This is a genomic window from Microbacterium sp. Bi98, from assembly GCF_918698045.1.
GTDB lineage: Bacteria > Actinomycetota > Actinomycetes > Actinomycetales > Microbacteriaceae > Microbacterium.
This window is the reverse complement of sequence record NZ_CAKKLK010000016.1, coordinates 32,337-49,450: the sequence shown is the minus strand read 5'-3', so window position 1 is coordinate 49,450 and position 17,114 is coordinate 32,337. Positions and strand designations below refer to the sequence as shown.

At 68.3% G+C, this 17,114-nt stretch carries 14 protein-coding genes; 4 read left to right on the top strand and 10 right to left on the bottom strand.

The genetic code is table 11. From position 1 onward, the window contains the following. Positions 1–13: 13 nt before the first annotated feature. The 6 genes from LQZ85_RS16890 to LQZ85_RS16865 all read right to left on the bottom strand — a co-directional run bounded on the left by LQZ85_RS16890 (position 14) and on the right by LQZ85_RS16865 (position 8,075). Positions 14–1,051, bottom strand: a complete 1,038-nt coding sequence (locus LQZ85_RS16890) for a LacI family DNA-binding transcriptional regulator (RefSeq protein ID WP_056276147.1) — start codon at positions 1,049–1,051, stop codon at positions 14–16. Further along, positions 1,048–2,841, bottom strand: a complete 1,794-nt coding sequence (locus LQZ85_RS16885; protein ID WP_321163930.1) for an iron ABC transporter permease — start codon at positions 2,839–2,841, stop codon at positions 1,048–1,050. Before LQZ85_RS16885 ends, LQZ85_RS16890 begins: the two co-directional genes overlap by 4 nt. Before the next feature lie 79 nt (positions 2,842–2,920). After that, on the bottom strand, positions 2,921–3,937 hold the full coding sequence (locus tag LQZ85_RS16880; RefSeq protein WP_056276150.1) for an ABC transporter ATP-binding protein: 1,017 nt from the start codon (positions 3,935–3,937) through the stop codon (positions 2,921–2,923). A 46-nt stretch (positions 3,938–3,983) separates the two neighbouring features. Next, a complete protein-coding gene (locus tag LQZ85_RS16875; RefSeq protein WP_056276152.1) occupies positions 3,984–5,060 on the bottom strand; it encodes an extracellular solute-binding protein in 1,077 nt (358 codons plus the stop codon). A 275-nt stretch (positions 5,061–5,335) separates the two neighbouring features. Next, positions 5,336–7,042: an ABC transporter ATP-binding protein gene (locus LQZ85_RS16870; protein ID WP_157538064.1), complete on the bottom strand. Its 1,707-nt coding sequence runs from the start codon at positions 7,040–7,042 to the stop codon at positions 5,336–5,338. 124 nt (positions 7,043–7,166) lie between these two features. After that, complete coding sequence (locus LQZ85_RS16865; protein WP_053098431.1) at positions 7,167–8,075, bottom strand: LysR family transcriptional regulator; 909 nt, start codon at positions 8,073–8,075, stop codon at positions 7,167–7,169. Positions 8,076–8,207: 132 nt separating this feature from the next. On the opposite strand from LQZ85_RS16865, the gene LQZ85_RS16860 reads away from it, so the two are divergent. Beyond that, positions 8,208–9,521 (top strand): glucarate dehydratase family protein, encoded by a 1,314-nt coding sequence (locus LQZ85_RS16860; RefSeq protein ID WP_230101236.1) that lies wholly within the window; start codon positions 8,208–8,210, stop codon positions 9,519–9,521. Continuing rightward, positions 9,518–10,498 carry a 2-hydroxyacid dehydrogenase gene (locus LQZ85_RS16855; RefSeq protein ID WP_230101235.1) on the top strand — a complete coding sequence of 327 codons (981 nt, stop codon included), beginning with the start codon at positions 9,518–9,520 and terminating at the stop codon, positions 10,496–10,498. Before LQZ85_RS16860 ends, LQZ85_RS16855 begins: the two co-directional genes overlap by 4 nt. Positions 10,499–10,534: 36 nt before the next feature. Here the strand turns inward: LQZ85_RS16855 and LQZ85_RS16850 are convergent, their stop codons facing one another. Genes LQZ85_RS16850 through LQZ85_RS16835 form a run of 4 tightly spaced genes read right to left on the bottom strand, consistent with a single transcriptional unit; the run spans position 10,535 to position 14,813 of the window. Further along, complete coding sequence (locus LQZ85_RS16850; protein WP_056276155.1) at positions 10,535–11,260, bottom strand: sulfite exporter TauE/SafE family protein; 726 nt, start codon at positions 11,258–11,260, stop codon at positions 10,535–10,537. A gap of 7 nt (positions 11,261–11,267) precedes the next feature. Then, entirely contained in the window at positions 11,268–12,233 is a 966-nt protein-coding gene (locus tag LQZ85_RS16845; protein WP_053098433.1) for an ABC transporter permease, read from the bottom strand. After that, complete coding sequence (locus tag LQZ85_RS16840; RefSeq protein ID WP_053098434.1) at positions 12,226–13,215, bottom strand: ABC transporter permease; 990 nt, start codon at positions 13,213–13,215, stop codon at positions 12,226–12,228. Before LQZ85_RS16840 ends, LQZ85_RS16845 begins: the two co-directional genes overlap by 8 nt. 29 nt (positions 13,216–13,244) lie before the next feature. Then, entirely contained in the window at positions 13,245–14,813 is a 1,569-nt protein-coding gene (locus LQZ85_RS16835) for an ABC transporter substrate-binding protein (RefSeq protein ID WP_053098435.1), read from the bottom strand. Positions 14,814–15,072: 259 nt separating this feature from the next. Here LQZ85_RS16835 and LQZ85_RS16830 point away from each other — a divergent pair, with 259 nt between their 5' ends. Together LQZ85_RS16830 and LQZ85_RS16825 are read left to right on the top strand one after the other, a co-directional pair. Further along, positions 15,073–16,050, top strand: coding sequence for a 2-hydroxyacid dehydrogenase (locus LQZ85_RS16830; RefSeq protein ID WP_056276158.1), 978 nt, complete (start codon positions 15,073–15,075; stop codon positions 16,048–16,050). A gap of 116 nt (positions 16,051–16,166) precedes the next feature. Then, positions 16,167–17,102 carry a 5-dehydro-4-deoxyglucarate dehydratase gene (locus tag LQZ85_RS16825; RefSeq protein ID WP_053098437.1) on the top strand — a complete coding sequence of 312 codons (936 nt, stop codon included), beginning with the start codon at positions 16,167–16,169 and terminating at the stop codon, positions 17,100–17,102. Positions 17,103–17,114: the final 12 nt, after the last annotated feature.

Sequence of the window (17,114 nt, the reverse complement as noted above, 5' to 3'; positions counted from 1 at the left end):
TACAGGACAGAAGTCAGACGGGAGCGGCGGTAGACCCGGGCACGAGAGTTCCGACGAACGGCTGCCGCACGGTCTCCGCAGAATCCGACTCAGCATCCGATCCCGAAAGCAACCGCTGCATCGTCTCCACAGCCGCGGCCGCGACGGCCTCGACCGGAATCCGCAGTGTCGTCAGACCCAAGAGGTCAGCCCCGGGCAGGATGCCATCGCACCCCGTCACGCTCACGTCGCCGGGCACAGCCAACCCCGCAGTACGCAGAGCGCGCATGACCGCGAGCTGCCGATAGTCCGACGCGCACATCGCAGCTGTGGCCCCATCGCGCACGGCATCCAGCGCCTCATCCACTCCATCGGTCGGCGCCGCTCCCGCAGACACCCGAGTCACCGATGCCCCGCCTGCGACCAACGTCGACTCCATCGCCGATGCCCGCAGATGCTCAGCGAACGAGACATCCTCCGCGCCAGAGAGCACCACAACCCGACGGTGCCCCAGCGACAAGACATGCGAGGCCAGCATCCGCCCGTGCTCCGGATCGTCATAGTGCGCGGTATGAATCCCCTCGGCCGTCTCGACCCGCCCCGCGCGCACGATCGGCACCTGGTCGGCGAACGGCTCGAGCTGCGCGGCCGTGATGCCACCGGTCGCGACGATGAGTCCGGCGACGCGCATCCCGAGCAGCCGGTGCAGCGCATTGACCTGCTCGGCACCCTGCACGTCGGCGCCGATCGTCACGGTCACGAGGTCGAGGCCACGCCTGTGCGCTTCATCCTGCAGCCGCGAGAACAGCAGACCGTAGGCCGGGTTGCTCGCGTCGCGCAGCATCAGTCCGACGGTTCCGGTGCGCCCGGCGGCGAGCTCGGCGGCCATCGTGTTGCGCACGTATCCGAGGCGCTCGGCCTCGGCGAGGATCCGCTCCTGGGTCTCGGGCGCGAAGCGCCCCTCGCCCTTCAGCGCCCTCGTCGCGGTCGCCCGCGACACTCCGGCGGCCGCGGCCACATCGCTGACCGTGACGCGCAGCCCCGGAGCATCCGAAGGCGATGCACCACTCACGCGCGGGCCTTCTTGGCCTTGCGGGGCGCTCCGGCGCGCGAACCTCGTCCATACACGAGATACATGGTGACACCCATGATGATCATCAGCAGCACTGTGTAGACGAACGTGATCGGCATCGCATCGAGATTGTTTTCGCCGCGCGTGCTCTCCTGAATCGCCACACCCAGCGGCTTGAACAGCGGGTGGTAGAGGAAGATCGCCGCGTCATAGTCGTCGAGCAGGCTGTTGAAGTTCAGCGCCGTGATCGCCGCGGCCGTCGGCAGCACCAGCGGCACCAGCACCTTGCGGAACGTCGTCAGCGACTTCGCACCGAGAATGCGCGAGGCGTCTTCGAGCGAATCGGGAACGGACGCGAACCCGGCCTTGAGCAGGCGCAGCGTGAACGGGATCTTCACGCAGATGTACGCGATGAGCAGCAGGATCGGCGTGCCGGTGAGCACGAATCCACCCACGATCGCCCGCGGCTCGTCGAACGCGGTCACCAGGGCGAGCGCGATCAGCACGATCGGCAGGATCCACGGGATGTGCAGCACGTACTCGATCGCGGTGGTCAGCAGGTTGCGGTGCTTCTGCAGCATCCGCGCCACGAACAGCAGACCGCCGACCACGACCAGCGAGGCCACGGCGCTGTAGACGACGCTGACGATGAACGGACGGATCGCCTCGGCGCTCGAGAACACGGTGACGTAGTTGTCGAGCGTGAAGCTGTCGAGGGTGATCGACCCGGCGAGGATGCTGCGCGCATCGACGAACGAGAAGATCACGATGAGCACGACCGGGATCAGGTAGATCACCCACAGCAGGTAGGCGATGACGTGCACGACGACGTTCGCGAACGGGTTGCGGATCTTCTGCTTCTGGATCGGCGTCGCCACCTTCGCGACCGAGAAGTACACGCCCGACTTCTCGAAACGGTTCATGACCGCGAGCAGGATGATCGTCGCGATGCCGAGCACGATCGCCAGCAGCGCGGCGATGTCGCGCGTGATGGGGCTGCGCGAGAGGTCGATGATCAGCGGCGCGACGGTCTGGAAGTCGGGCCCGCCGAGCACGAGCGGAGCTGTCAGCGCCCCGAGCCCGATCAGGAACGTCAGCACGGTGACCGCGAACAGCATCGGCTTCATGACGGGCAGCACGATGCGGCGCAGGATCGTCCAGGTCGACGCTCCCATGAGCTTCGCCGCCTCGATCGACGCGTAGTCGACCTTGCCGAGGGAGGAGGAGAGGAACAGCATGTGGTTCGTCGTGGTCGCGAACGTCATCACGAAGACGACGGCGAAGTAGCCCGAGAACCAGTCGCGGTCCATGTCGGGCCACCAGTTGACCATCATGTTCGTGAAGAACCCGAACCGGCCGTAGATGAAGTTGTAACCGGCGGCCAGCACGATGCCGCCGTAGATCAGGGTCGTGGCATAGCCGAGCCACAGGATCTTCGCTCCGCGCACCTGGAAGTACTTCGTCACCAGCACGATGAACACACCGACCACGTTGACCGTGATCGACAGCGTGACCGCCAGCAGGAAGCTGTTGCCGAGGGTCTTCAGTGCACGCTCGCTGCCGAACAGCTTCTCGACGGCACGGATGCTGAACTGCCCGTCGGGGAAGAACGTGACCCCGAGCAGAGCGGCGTTGGGAAGTACGAGGAACGCCGCGGCGAACCAGATCACGATGATGCCCGTGATCCAGGCGAGGGGCGAGCGCAGCATCGCCTTCACGCTGCCGGGGCGCCCTCTCTTGTTGAGCCGCGGTCCCGCCGTCTGACCCTCGACGACAGCTTCGGTCGTCAAGGAGCCGGCTTCTCCGGTCACGGCCGCTGAGGGCGGGACCGCGGGGTGTGAGGGGTTCTGGGGGTTCTGATCCGACATGTCACGCCGCCGGATACTGCAGGATCCAGCGCGGGTCCACGTCGACCCGCACCGCGTCGCCGGGGTTCCACTGGCGCGCGCTCGCCGCGGCGGGAACGCTGACGCGCAGCGCAGCATCCTCCGCCGTCACCGTGTAGACGCTGTGGCTGCCGTGGTACGTGCGGTCGACGATCGTGCCAGCGAGCGACGCGGATGCCGTCGAGCTGTCGCCCGCCTCGGCGAGATGCAGCTTCTCGGGTCGCACGTAGCTCTCGGCCGTGGCGTCGAGTCCGCCGCCGAGGCTCGTGATCTGCGCCGGGCTGAGACGGTTGTTCTCGCCGATGAAGCGGCACACGAACGGCGTCGCGCTGCGGTCGTAGATCTCTTCCGGCGTGCCCACCTGCTGCAGCGTTCCGGCGTCGAGCACGGCGATGCGGTCGCTGAGCGTGAGCGCTTCTTCTTGGTCGTGCGTGACGTAGACCGTGGTCACGCCGACCTCGTGCTGCAGGTCTTTCAGCTGTTCACGCAGCTGCACGCGCAGCTTGGCGTCGAGGTTCGACAGCGGCTCGTCGAGCAGCAGGATGCTGGGGGTCAGCGCGAGAGCGCGGGCGATGGCCACACGCTGCTGCTGCCCGCCCGAGAGCTCCGAGACGTTCTTCTCGAGCTGCGAAGGCGCGAGGCCCGTGCGGTCGGCGATCTCGTCGACGCGGCGGCTCTGCTCGGCCTTCGACGTCTTCTGGATCGACAGCCCGAACGCGATGTTCTCGCGCACGTTCATGCTGGGGAAGAGAGCGTAGTTCTGGAACACCATCCCCACGCCGCGCTTCTCACTGGGCACGCGAGTGACGTCACGGCCGTTGATGTGGATGCGACCGCCCGTCGGCTCGACGAACCCGGCGAGTGTGCGGAGGGCGGTGGTCTTGCCGCATCCGGACGGACCCAGGAGGGTGAAGAACTCACCCTCCTGGATCTCCAGATCGAGGTGCGAGACCGCGCGGTGATCGCCGAACGCGACCTCGACATCTTCGAAACGGATCATGGTGTCTTTCCGGCTAGTGCGAGAGGAGGGGTGGTGTCGTGCGAGATCAGCCGATGTACTCGAGCGTGACCTTCTCGACCCAGGCACCGAGGTTCTCGCTCACGAAGCCGAAGTCGATGTCCTGACGGTCGAGGGTGCCCATGAGCTCGACGACCTCGGGGTTGGCCTGCTCGACCGCACCCTCGTTGACGGGCATCGAGTTGAACTCGGCCGCGAACTCGCCCTGCACCTCGGCGCTGCCGAACCAGTCGATGAACTCCTGGGCCTTCTCCTCATTGCCGGTGCCGTTGATCTGCGCGATCTGCTCGGTGACATACGGCACGCCGTAGTCGGGCACGATCATGCCGGTCTTCGTGCCGTACTCCTCGTCGCGCGCCGCGATGCCGCTCGAGGGCAGCACGCCGTAGTCGATCTCGCCACGCGTGATGCGGGCGTAGAGGTCGGTGCCTTCGACCGCGGGCGATCCGTTGGCGTAGTACGACTTCACCAGGTCCCAGCCCTCGTCGCTGACGCCGAGGTCGCCGTCTTCGTCGAGGTGACGCGACAGGATGCTGGCGAGCACGAGCTGCGGGGTGGCCTGGCCGAGCGCCGGGTTGACCTCGTAGCGGCCCGCGTACTCCTCGTCGGTCCAGAGGTCCTCCTCATCGGAGGGGGCGTCGGTGATGGTGTTCTCGTCGTAGACCGTGACGATGGCCTGCTCGACGAGCGGCCAGAACGCTCCGTCAGCGGGGTCGCCGGCATCGGCCGGGACCTCGCCGCTCCAGTCGGGCTCGTAGGCGGCGATCGCCTCTTCGGCCTTGAGCTGCTCGAAGAACATGTTGTTCAGACCGAACACGACGTCGCCGACGGGGTTGTTCTTCTCGGCGATGATGCGGTTGGTGAGGTCGGCGCCGCCGAGGCCCACGATCTCGATGTCGATGCCGGCATCCGCGGCCTTTTCGGTGATCCACTCGCCACGGCCGTCGCTGTTCGAGTTCGTGTAGACGATGAGGGTCGCATCCGACCCGCCGTCGCTCGAACCACCGTCGGACTCGGTGCTGCCGCCTGCGCAGCCGGTCAGGGTCACGGCCGCCACCGCAGCGATTCCCAGGAGAGACCAGCGCTTCTTTCGGATGTCGACCATGGTCGCCTTTCTCGTCATCGAGGTATGTCTGATCCGACTTTACCGCGATTTTGTGGTTTACGTACAACGATCTGTCTGATTCTTAGCCGCGTTCGCGCGACCGCACTCAAGATAGGCGTCCGAGGTGAACGCACGGGGAGTGGGAAGTGAACTGTCGACGCTTCGCCTCGCCTGACGCCTGACGCCTGTGCGGTGGGTGGTCAGTTTCGCACCTGAAGTGGCCGTAAGAGATGCGAAAGTGACCACTCGCGCGCGGTCGAACCGAGGGCGACGCGTCAGGCGGAGAACGCCGGAACGGCCTCGATCAGCATCCGCGTGTACTCCTCTTGCGGAGCCGTGAAGATCTGCGCGGCATCGCCGCACTCCACGAGCTTGCCGTGCTTGAGCACGGCGACGCGGTCGGCGGTCTCGGCGACGACACCGAGGTCGTGCGTGATGAAGAGGTAGCTCAGTTCGCGCTCGCGCTGCAGTTCGTCGAGCAGTGCCAGGATCTGCGCCTGCACCGACACGTCGAGCGCCGAGACGGCCTCGTCGAGCACGAGGAACTCCGGGTCGAGCGCGAGAGCGCGGGCGATGGCCACGCGCTGCCGCTGGCCGCCGGACAGCTCGTCGGGGAACCGACCCAGCATCCCGTCGGGAAGAGCGACCTGCTCAGACAGCTCGACGGCGCGCTTCGACCGCGACGACCGGTCGCCCTCGCCGAACGACAGCAGCGGCTCGGTGATGAGCTGCTCGATCGTCATGCGCGGATTCAGGGAGTCGAACGGGCTCTGGTAGACCATCTGGAACCGCCGCCGCAGCTGACGCAGCTTCTCGCCCTTGAGGTGGGTGATGTCCTCGCCGGCGAACGAGATGGATCCCGAGGTCGGCTCCTCCAGCCGCAGCACGAGCCGCGCGAGCGTGCTCTTGCCCGACCCCGACTCGCCCACGACAGCGAGCGTCTCGCCGCGGCGCACCTCGAGAGAGACGGCGTCGACGGCGGTCAGCGTGCGGCGCTCGCCCTCGCCCTTGGGCAGCGGGAAGACCTTGGTGAGCTCGGAGACCCGGACGATCGGCTCGCCGCCGAACTCGATGCGGGCCTGGGTGGATGCCGTCCGCCGCTCATGTGCACTCAGCCGCGGTGCGGCGGCGATGAGCTTGCGGGTGTACTCGTGCGTCGGCGCGGTCATCACCTGCGCGGCAGGACCGGAGTCCACGATCTCGCCCTGCTTCATGACGACGACCCGGTCGGCCCGCTCGGCCGCCATGCCCAGGTCGTGGGTGATCAGCAGGATCGCGGTGCCCAGCTCCTGCGTGAGGTTCGCGAGGTGGTCGAGGATCTGCTTCTGCACGGTGACGTCGAGGGCGCTCGTCGGCTCGTCGGCGATGATCAGGCTCGGCTGCGCGGCCAGCGCTCCCGCGATCAGCGCGCGCTGCTTCATGCCGCCCGAGAACTGGTGCGGATACTGCTTCGCCCGCTCGGCCGGATACGTCAGTCCTGCCATCTCGAGCAGCTCGACGGCACGATCATGCGCGTCGTGCTTGGTCGCGAGTCCGTGCACGAGCAGCGGCTCCGCCACCTGCACGCCCACGCGTCGCACCGGGTTGAGAGAGAGTGCGGGGTCCTGGGGGACCAGCCCGATCAGACGGCCCCGGATGCTGCGCCAGCGGCGCTCGCTCAGCGGGATCAGGTCTTCGCCGTCGAACTCGATGCGCCCGCCGGTGACCTCGGCGTTCGGCGCGAGGAGGTTCATGATCGACTGCGCGACCGTGCTCTTGCCGGATCCGGACTCGCCGACGATCGCGACCACTTCACCGCGGCCCACGCTGAGGTTCACCCCGCGGACCGCATCGACCTCGCGGTCGCCGATGCGATAGGCGACGCGCAGATCCTCGACGCGCAGGATGTCGTCACGCGCGGCGGGTCGACCGCCGGGTGTCGGTTTCACGGCCTCACCGAGTCGGGCGGACTCATCGGCGGTCGCGGCGATGTCCTTCGGCATGCGTCCTCCTCGTCGATCACGGGTCGTGTCATCAGCACTGATCATCTTCTCGTTCACGCTAGGCGTGGGGATTCATCCCGATCAAGCACTACATCGGCATTGGGCAATGCGCCCACTGCATAGATCAGTCGTCGTGATCCACGTCGTCGATCAGATTCAGCAGACGCTCGACGAGGGGATTGTGCGATTCGGAGTTCCACGCGATGTCGAGCTCGACGCTGTTCACCCGCGACGACGGATCGGCCTCGCTGATCGGCAGCAACGTCACGGTGTCGGGAGAGATCCGCTCGGCCGACTGCGGCACGAGCGTGAACCCGATGCCGGCGCTGACCATCGCCAGCAGGGCGGGCACCTGCCCGGCGTACTGCACGATGTGCGGGTGCACCCCGCTCGCCACGAACATCGACAGCAGCAGGTCGTGGAAGTAGCGCGCGCCGCTCGGGGAGTACATGAGCAGCGACTCGTCCTTGAGGTCGATCAGCTTCACGGGCTCGGCGCGCTGCGCCAGTGCCGAGTCGCTGGGGAGCGCCACTGCCAGCCGCTCGCGGTAGACCGCACGGCTGCTGATCTGCGGTCGGGCGAGCAGTGGCCGCATCAGGCCGATGTCGACCGTGCCCTTCTCGAGCTCTTCCACCTGGTCGAGCGAGACGAGTTCGCGCAGCAGCAGGGTGACGCCGGGCAGCTCGGCCGACGCGCGCCGCAGCAGATCGGGCACCACGGCCTGCCCGGCCATCGCGGTGTAGGCGATCGTGACGGTTCCGGCGGCGCCCTCACCGACCGAGCGCACGTCCGAGACCGCCTTCGCCGCGAGGTCGATCAGGCGCCGCGCGTTGGGCAGCAGCGCGCGCCCGGCCTGAGTCAGCGCGACGCGACGGCTGGTGCGATCGAAGAGCCTCGTCGACAGCTCGCGCTCGAGCTGCTGGATCTGCCGACTGAGCGGCGGCTGCGTCATCTTGAGCCGGGTCGCGGCCGCACCGAAGTGCAGTTCCTCCGCGACGGCGATGAAACATTCGAGCTGTACCAGCGAGATCATCGATCCACTCCCGACATCAATCAGTGCGAGTTTTGGTTTGTCCGCGCATCTGTCCCCACCATAGTGTCGGAGAAACTCGATGACGCGGAATCCGTCGAAGCGGAGTCCCGGAGTCTCACCAACGGAGGCGTGATGTCCGAAGAGCTCCTGCTGTCTGTCCCGGCGCCCACGCGGTTGTCCGAGAACGCGGTGCGGTCCGTCCGCATCACGCCGGTCGCATTCCACGACCCGCCGCTGCTCAACACCGTCGGCGTGCACGAGCCGCTCGCGCTGCGCGCCATCGTGCAGGTGACCACCGAATCGGGCGTCGTCGGACTCGGCGAGACCTACGGCGACAGCGCGCACCTGCAGCGATTGCGGGTCGCCGCCGACGCCGTGCTCGGCTGCGACGTGTTCGCCACGAACGACCTGCGCGCGCGGGTCGAGCGCAGTGTGGCCGGCGACGGGGTGCAGGGCGGACACGGCATGTCGGGCATGGTCACCGGCACGAGCACCGGCGACCGCGTGCTCTCACCGTTCGACGTGGCCGCGATCGACATCCGCGGCAAGCTGCTCGGCATGCCCGCCAGCGAGCTGCTGGGCGGACGCGTGCGGGATGCCGTTCCGTTCAGCGGCTACCTCTTCTACAAGTGGGCAGGGCACCCGGGTGAGGTGTCCGACGAATGGGGCGAGGCGCTGACGCCGGACGGCATCGTCAGACAGGCGCGTCGCATCGTCGACTCCTACGGATTCACAGCGCTCAAGCTCAAGGCCGGTGTCTTCGCGCCCGACGACGAGATCGCCGCGATCCTCGCGCTGCGCGAGGAGTTCCCCGACCACCCCCTGCGCATCGATCCGAACGGCGCCTGGACCGTCGAGACCTCGCTGCGGGTCGCCGATGCGCTGAAGGACGTGCTCGAATACCTCGAAGACCCCACCCCGGGTCTCGAGGGCATGGCCGAGGTGCGCCGCCACGCCGACCTGCCGCTCGCCACCAACATGTGCGTCGTCGCGTTCTCGCACATCGCGGATGCCGTGCGCCTCGGTGCGATCGACATCGTGCTCTCCGACCACCACTTCTGGGGAGGTCTCGAACGATCCCGGCTGCTCGCCGGCTTCGCCGAGACTCTCGGGTGGGGACTCTCGATGCACTCGAACTCGCACCTCGGGATCAGCCTCGCGGCGATGACCCACCTCGCTGCGGCCACCCCGGGCGTCGGCTATGCGTGCGACACGCACTGGCCGTGGAAGCGCGAGGACGAAGACGTCATCGCGCCGGGCGCACTGACATTCCGCGACGGATCGCTGGCGGTGCCGACCGCACCGGGCCTCGGCGTCGAGCTCGACCCGGAGGCGCTGGCGCGGCTGCACAGGCAGTACCTCGACGGAGGCATCCGGGAGCGCGACGACACCGGCTACATGCAGCGCGTCGATCCCGGATACGTGCTCGAGAGCCCCCGCTGGTGAACGCGCCGCTGCGCATCGCGGTCACCGATCCGATCATGTCGGCGTTCGCCGACGATCTGCGCCGCACCGCGCGCCCGCACGAGTGGGTGTTCGCCGACCTTGACGTGCCCGGTTCGACGCGAGCGGCGATCGAGGGCGCCGACGTGGTGATCTGCTCGCGGCTCACGGTCGCCGAGATGGCCGGCGCCGATCACGTGCGACTCGTGCATGCGACGGGTGCGGGCGTCGACCGGGTGGAAGCCGGTGCCGTGCCCGACGATGTGCCGCTGTGCAACACCGGTCACCACGGCGCCGCGATCGCCGAGCACGTGATCATGACCGCACTCATGCTGCGCCGTCGCGCGATCGACGCCGATGCCGAGATGCGTCGGGGGGAGTGGCGGACGATCGCGACGGCAGGCGCCCCGTACCATCGCTCGCTCGCCGGCAGCACCCTCGGACTGGTCGGCTACGGCGAGATCGGCCGCTCCGTCGCCCACCTCGCGAAGGTCTTCGGCATGCGCGTGGTCGCGATGCGCCGGCATCCGGACGCGGGCGGCCCCGGAACCGAGCTGCTCGATCAGGTGTACGGCGAGGATCAGCTGCATCCGCTGCTGCGGGAGAGCGATGTCGTCGTCGTCACCGCGCCGCTCACCGAGAGCACGCGAGGAATGATCGATGCGGACGCGCTCGCGCAGCTGAACCCCGACGCCCTGGTCATCAACGTCGCCCGCGGGGCGCTCATCGACGAGGACGCACTGTTCTCGGCCCTCAGCGAGGGACGCATCGGGGGAGCGGCGATCGACGTGTGGTGGGATGCTCCGCAGGGTGCCGAGGCGCCGCCGGTCGTGCAGAGATTCGCCGCGCTCGACCGTGTCGTGCTGACCCCGCACCACTCGGGTCATGCCCGCGAGGTCTTCACGGCGCGGGCCGCCGACATCGCCCACAACATCGACCTGCTCGACGCGGGCCTCCCGCTCGAGCGTCAGGTGCGCTGAGGCGGCTCGCCGTGGGCGGGTCGCTTCGGCATCCGCTCAGCCGAGCTCGAACAGGCGGGTGACGATCAGCGTCACCGCGCCGAGGGCGGATGCTCCGAGAGCGATCGCGCGCGTGCGCCGGCGGTTGAGGAACCTGTTCACGAACCGCGACAGCACCACCCCGGCCACGGCGAACGGCGCCATCCAGGCCGCCGTGGCGAGCGCGTGCGTCGGCACGGCGCCCCACAGGAACAGGGCGATGAGCGACAGCGATGATCCGACGAGGAAGAACGCCGACATCGTGCCGCGCAGCCGCGGCCCGTCGGAGCCCTGCCAGATGATCGCCATCGGCGCCCCTCCGACCGACGTGGTCGTGCCCATGACGCCAGACAGCGCCCCGGCCACCGCCTGCGTCGTCCTCGTCACTCTCGGGCGCCAGCCCCGCAGCGAGACGACGACACCCAGCAGAACGACGACCGCGACCGCCCAGGAGAGCACGGTCGTCGACATCACGGTGACGAGACCCGCGCCGACGACGGTCCCGGGCACACGCCCCGCCAACGCCCAGCCGGCCCCGCGCAGATCGAGCGCCGCGCGATCCATCACCGCCACGATCAGCGTCACGACCATGGCCAGCATGATCACGAGCACCGGCAGCAGCGTCGTGTCGATCAGGGCGATGAAGGGTGCGGCCAGCATCCCCATTCCGAAGCCGATCGAGCCCTGCAGGCAGCCGGCGACGAGGATGATGGCCCCCAGCAGCACGAACTCGAGCGGCGTCACCGCGGACTCAGCGACGCGGGGCGATCGAGCCGATCACGCGACGGCGCTTCTTGCTCTGCAGACGCCAGCGCTGACCGGGATCGGTCGCGAGACGCAGCCACGCGGCCAGGACGTTCGCGCACACCGTGGTGATGACGATCGCGAGACCGGGGAGCACCGACTGCCACCACGCCTCGGCGAGGTACTGGCGTCCCTGCGAGACCATGAGGCCCCAGCTGACATCGGGCGGCTGGATGCCGATGCCGAGGAAGCTCAGCGACGACTCGGCCAGCATCACGTAGCAGAACTCCAGTGTCGCCAGCGTGACCAGCGTGGGCAGGACGTTCGGGACGATGTGCCGGAAGACGATGGCCTTGTTCGTGGCTCCGAAGTTCGTCGCGGCATCGACGAACATCCTCGAGCGCAGCTCGGCGGCATCCGCTCGCGCCGTGCGCAGGTACAGAGGGATGCGGGTGATCGCGAGCACGAGCACGATGTTGGCCGCACTCGGGTTGAACACGTACAGGATCACGACGGCGAGCAGCAGCGAGGGGAAGCTCATGATGACGTCGGCGATGCGCATCGACACCGACTCGCGCCATCCGCGGTGGAATCCGGCCCACATGCCCCAGATCGAGCCGACGACCGCCGAGACGACCACGGCGGCCGCCGCGACACCGAGCGTGGTTCCCGCCGCGGTGATGATGCGGGCGAGCAGGCTGCGACCCAGCGAGTCGCTGCCGAGGACGTACTCCCAGCCGAGCTGGAAGCTGAACGGCGGCATGTTGCGCGCGCCGAGGTCCTGTCGCTGCGCCATCTCGCCGAACAGCGGCGGACCGATGATCGCGGTGAGCACGATGAACGACAGCACGATGGCGGCGGCGGTGGCGACCTTGTCCTTCAGCAGCAGCTGCCAGAGGTTGGCGCGACCCGACGAGCGGGCTCCGCGCGCCTTCTGCGTGAGGACGGTGACGGTCGATGCGTTGTCAGACATTCGTCAGCACCTCTGCCTTTGTGTCGGAGAGTGCCCCGGGACCGCGGCGACGGGCCTTGGCTCCCGAGGTCGGCCGCACGCGGGGATCCAGCAGCGCGTAACCGAGGTCGATGATGATGTTGAGGGCGAAGATCGCCAGAGCGGTGATGAGCACCGCGGCCTGCAGCACCGCGAAATCGCGCTGCAGGATCGAGTCGATCATGAGCTTGCCGATGCCCGGCCAGCCGAAGATCGACTCCACCACGACCGCGCCGTTGATGAGGCCGACGGTCAGGTCGCCGGCGACGGTCAGGGCGGGCGCCGCGGCGTTGCGCAGCGCGTGCTTCGAGACGATGTGCATCTGGCCGGCGCCGCGACTGCGGGCGACCTGGATGTACGGCTGCCCGAGCACGGTCACCATCGACCCGCGGATCACCTGCGCGAGCACCCCGACCGGTCGCAGCATGAGCGTCGCGACCGGCAGGATCCAGACGAGAGCGCCGGAGGTTCCGGATGTCGGCAGCCAGCCGAGGGTGATCGCGAAGATCCAGATGCCGAGGATCGCCACCCAGAAGTCGGGCACGCTGGCCGCCGTCATCGAGAAGAAGCTCACGATGCGGTCGGCGATGCCGTTCGGCTTCAGCGACGCCCAGCTGCCGAGCACGATGGCGATGACGATCGCGAGGATCATCGTCACCGCGGCGAGCTGCAGGGTGGCGGGGAAGGCGCGCAGCGCCATCTCGGCGGCGGGTTCCCCGGTGCGCAGCGACTGACCGAAGTCCAGCTGCAGGACACCGAGGAAGTAGTCGCCCATCTGCTTCCACAGCGGCTGGTCGAAGCCGTTGCGCGCGGCGAAGTCCTCGCGCATCTGGTCGGTGGCGTTCAGCGGAAGGTACAGCTGCGACGGATCGCCGGTGAGACGGGCGAGCACGAAGACACCCAGTACGACGGCGATCAGCGGCAGCGCGCTCTGCAGGATCCGTTTTCTCAGGTAGGTCCACATGGTCGCCCGCCTCTCACTCTCGCTCGCGGTCAGCCCGCGAGCGAGACCTCCTTGATGCGCAGCTCGTCGCCGGTCGACGAGTTGGGCTCGTACGTCACCCGGTCGGCGAGACCGAGCATGACCGTCTGGTGCGCGATCGGGGCGAGGGCCACGACGTTCTCGCGCTCGTAGGCGAACACGTCCTCGTAGGCCGCCTGACGCTCATCGCCGGTCAGGGTGCGGGCCGTGTTGATGAGCTCGTCCAGACCCGGGTCGCCGAACTCGGCCTGCGCACCGCCCGTGAGCATGTACTGCTCGACCGTGAACTGCGCGTCACCCGCCTGGTTGCCGTGCTGGATGAGCATCGAGATGGGGCCCTCGTTCGTGACGAACGGGCTCAGTTGGTACTGCAGGTGCTGCGTGGTGTCGACCATGCGGAGCTCGACGTTGAGGCCGGCGGCGGCGAGCTGCTCGCGCAGGACCTCGCCGAGCTCGCTGACCTTCGGGAACTGCGCGGTGCGCACCGGCATGAGGATCTTCGTGTCCGTCGGGACACCGTCAGCCGCAGCCTCCTCGACGAGGGCCTTCGCCTTCTCGGGGTCGTACTCCCAGGGCTCGAGGTCGGAGTTGAAGCCGACGATGCCCTCGGGGATCAGCTGCGCGGCGACCACGTCGCCGTCGGGGTAGAGGGAGGAGACGATGCCCTCGCGGTCGATCGCGTAGTTGATCGCCTGGCGGATGCGGATGTCGTCGAGCGGCGCCGTCTGCCCGGAGAAGCGCAGTGCGATCGTCTCGTTGTTCGGGTAGCTCACGCCGAAGTCGCCGATGCCGTCCTCGGCGCTGAGGCCGAGGGCGATGTCCGCCTCGCCGCTGGTGATCATCGCGGCACGGACGGTGCCCTCCGACCGCCACTGGTACTCGACCTCGGCGAACTGCGGAGCGTCGCCCCAGTAGTCGTCGTTGCGGTCGAGGGTGAGCTTCGTGCCGGCCTGCCAGTCGCCGATCGCGTAGGGGCCGGTGCCGATGGGCTCGCGCACGAACTCGGTGTTCGAGGTCTCGGGGGAGACGATCTCGATGAACGAGAGCTTCAGCGGGAGGATCGGGTCGGGGCTCGGGGTGGTCACGGTGAGGGTGGTGGCATCGGTGGCGGCGACCTCGAGGTCGTCGTCACCGAAGATGTAGCCCTCGACGTTGCAGCCGAGGTCGCCGTTCACGGCGCGGTCGATCGAGTAGGCGGCCGCTTCGGCGTCGAAGGGGGTGCCGTCCTGGAACGTGACGTCGTCGCGGACGGTGAACGTCCACTCGGTGTCGCCGGTCTGCTCCCACTCGGTGGCGAGCAGCGGCTCGAGCTCTCCGGTCGACGGGTTGCGCTCGACGAGCGGCTCGGTCACCGTGCTGCGCACGACCACACCCGTCGAGGTGAGGTTCGCGTCGCATGCCTCGAGCGTGGGCGGCTCCTGCGTGAGCACGACGCGGAGGGTGTCTTCGGTGCCACCCTCGCCGCCGCCTTGCGACTCCGAGTTCGCGACCGAGCAGGATGCGAGCAGTGCGATCGACGCGATTCCAGCGGTGACGGCGGACGCGCGGGCCGCTCTGCGTCGGGGGGAAGAAAGCTTCATCGGTTCCTCCAGGTAGGGGACGGCCGAGGCCCAGAGTGGTCGTCGGCTCGTTCAGAATGTCGCAGACCGCTTCCCGAGCGTCAACCGATGCGCGGCACGCATCGGCGGGCGGAACCGGGGCTCGGCGCTCGGCAGCGGTGGAGCGACATGCGGCGATCCGCGGGATTCCGCCGTTCTCGCCCGATGAATACAGCGGACGCATCAATCCATGCAACTTCGCTTATGGAACTGCATCGTTGACGGGTCGTAGTCTCGCGCCATGACGAACATCATCGATGCCCCCTCGCCCGTCGCTCCCGGCTCCGTCGCCCAGGCGGGGCCACTGCTCGACTCTCTCGAGCGGACGCTTCAGGACGAGTACTCCGTGGTGCGTCTTCCCGACGACCTCACGACCCTCGATCCCGCGGATGCCGCGAAGGTGCGCGCCGTCGTCACGAGCGGTCGCAACGGTGTCCCGTCCGCTCTGATGGCTGCGCTCCCGAACCTCGAGATCGTGACCAATTTCGGGGTGGGCTACGACACGACCGATGTGGCTCAGGCAGTCGCACGTGGCATCCAGGTCACCCACACGCCCGATGTGCTCACCGACTGCGTCGCCGATACGGCCCTCGGGCTCATGCTCGACGTGTTTCGACGGTTCGGGGCATCCGAGAGGTTCCTGCGCGAGGGCCGCTGGGAGTCCGGCGGCTTCCCGCTGACGCGTCGGTTCTCGGGCAGCACGGTCGGCGTGCTCGGCCTCGGCCGCATCGGGCAGGCGATCGCCCGGCGCGCGGCAACCTTCGACACGACGATCCTCTACACGACCCGCCGCCCGGTCGACGGAGTGCCGTGGGAGCACGTGGCATCCGCCGTCGAACTCGCACGCCGATCGGATGTGCTCGTCATCGCGGTTCCCGGAGGAGCCGCGACCGAGGGGCTCGTGGATGCCGAGGTCATCCGGGCGCTGGGACCGGACGGGTTCCTGGTCAACATCGCCCGCGGCTCGGTCGTCGACGAGGACGCGCTGATCGCCGCTCTCGAGGCCGGTGAGATCGCGGGGGCGGGTCTCGACGTGTTCGCGCAGGAGCCGCACGTGCCCGAGCGGTTGATCCGCGACGATGTCACGCTGCTGCCCCACGTCGGCAGCGGAACGCACGAGACCCGGCGCGACATGCGAGACCTCACGCTGGCGAACCTGCGGGCGTACCTCGCAGGCGAGCCGCTCCCGACGCCGGTGCCGGAGATGTCTGCGCTTTGATGCAGGCGGCGCATTGATCTATCCACCATTTGGTTTGTAGGCGCATCGTTTCCCGCATAGCGTGACGATTGTTCAGATCCGAGCCGGACACCGGCGCGACACCCCAGGAGTGCACCGTGGCACGATTCACGCCCACCGAGCTGGCCGACCACCTTCGCGAAGGTCTCCTCTCGTTCCCCGCGACGGCATTCACGCCGGAGCTCGAGTTCGATGAGAAGCGCTACCGCGAGCACGTCGAGTGGCAGGCCGGATTCGGCGTCGCCGGTCTGTTCGCCGCCGGCGGCACCGGCGAGGGCTTCAGTCTCGATGCCGCAGAGTCGGCCGCGGTCGTCCGCGCGGCCGTGCAGGCATCCCGACCCGAGGTGCCGGTGCTCGCGTCGGCCGGAGGCTGGACCCGCAACGCGATCGCGAACGCTCGCGCAGCCGAGGAGGCCGGTGCCGAGGGCATCCTCGTGCTGCCCCCGTATCTCACCGAGTGCGACCAGCCGGGTCTCGTCGAGCATGTCTCGGCGATCGCCGCAGCGACCCGTCTCGCGATCATCGTCTACAACCGGGGCAACGCGATCTACTCGGCCGAGACGATGGCGATCCTCGCCGACCGACACGAGAACGTCATCGGCTTCAAGGATGCGACGGCCGACATCGAGCACCTCGCCTCGGTCTACGTCCGCAACGGCGAGCGGCTGTTCTACCTGGGCGGGCTGCCGACGGCGGAGACGTATGCGCTGCCGCTGCTGCAGATGGGCATGAGCACCTATTCGTCCGCGATGTTCAACTTCGTTCCCGAGTTCGCCCTCGAGTTCTACCGTGACGTGCGTGCCCAGGACCGAGTCGCGGTGACCGAGAAGCTGGGACGCTTCGTGCTGCCGTACATCGCGATCCGCGATCGGGGCCGCGGCTTCGGCGTCTCGATCGTCAAGGCTGGGCTGCGTCTCACCGGACACGGCGTCGGACCCGTCCGCCCGCCGCTGCACGACCTGTCGGAGCAGGATGACGCCGACCTCCTGCAGCTTCTCGATCGCGCCGGGCTGCTCGAGTCCGTCCCCGTCTGATCCTCACCATCC

Excerpts from the sequence above, each read along its gene's own strand:
- LQZ85_RS16880 (WP_056276150.1), bottom strand. The coding sequence starts at position 3,937 with ATGATCCGTTTCGAAGATGTCGAGGTCGCGTTCGGCGATCACCGCGCG.
- LQZ85_RS16835 (WP_053098435.1), bottom strand. The coding sequence starts at position 14,813 with ATGAAGCTTTCTTCCCCCCGACGCAGAGCGGCCCGCGCGTCCGCCGTC.
- LQZ85_RS16840 (WP_053098434.1), bottom strand. The coding sequence starts at position 13,215 with ATGTGGACCTACCTGAGAAAACGGATCCTGCAGAGCGCGCTGCCGCTG.
- LQZ85_RS16865 (WP_053098431.1), bottom strand. The coding sequence starts at position 8,075 with ATGATCTCGCTGGTACAGCTCGAATGTTTCATCGCCGTCGCGGAGGAA.
- LQZ85_RS16845 (WP_053098433.1), bottom strand. The coding sequence starts at position 12,233 with ATGTCTGACAACGCATCGACCGTCACCGTCCTCACGCAGAAGGCGCGC.
- LQZ85_RS16860 (WP_230101236.1), top strand. The coding sequence starts at position 8,208 with ATGTCCGAAGAGCTCCTGCTGTCTGTCCCGGCGCCCACGCGGTTGTCC.
- LQZ85_RS16870 (WP_157538064.1), bottom strand. The coding sequence starts at position 7,042 with ATGCCGAAGGACATCGCCGCGACCGCCGATGAGTCCGCCCGACTCGGT.
- LQZ85_RS16830 (WP_056276158.1), top strand. The coding sequence starts at position 15,073 with ATGACGAACATCATCGATGCCCCCTCGCCCGTCGCTCCCGGCTCCGTC.
- LQZ85_RS16875 (WP_056276152.1), bottom strand. The coding sequence starts at position 5,060 with ATGGTCGACATCCGAAAGAAGCGCTGGTCTCTCCTGGGAATCGCTGCG.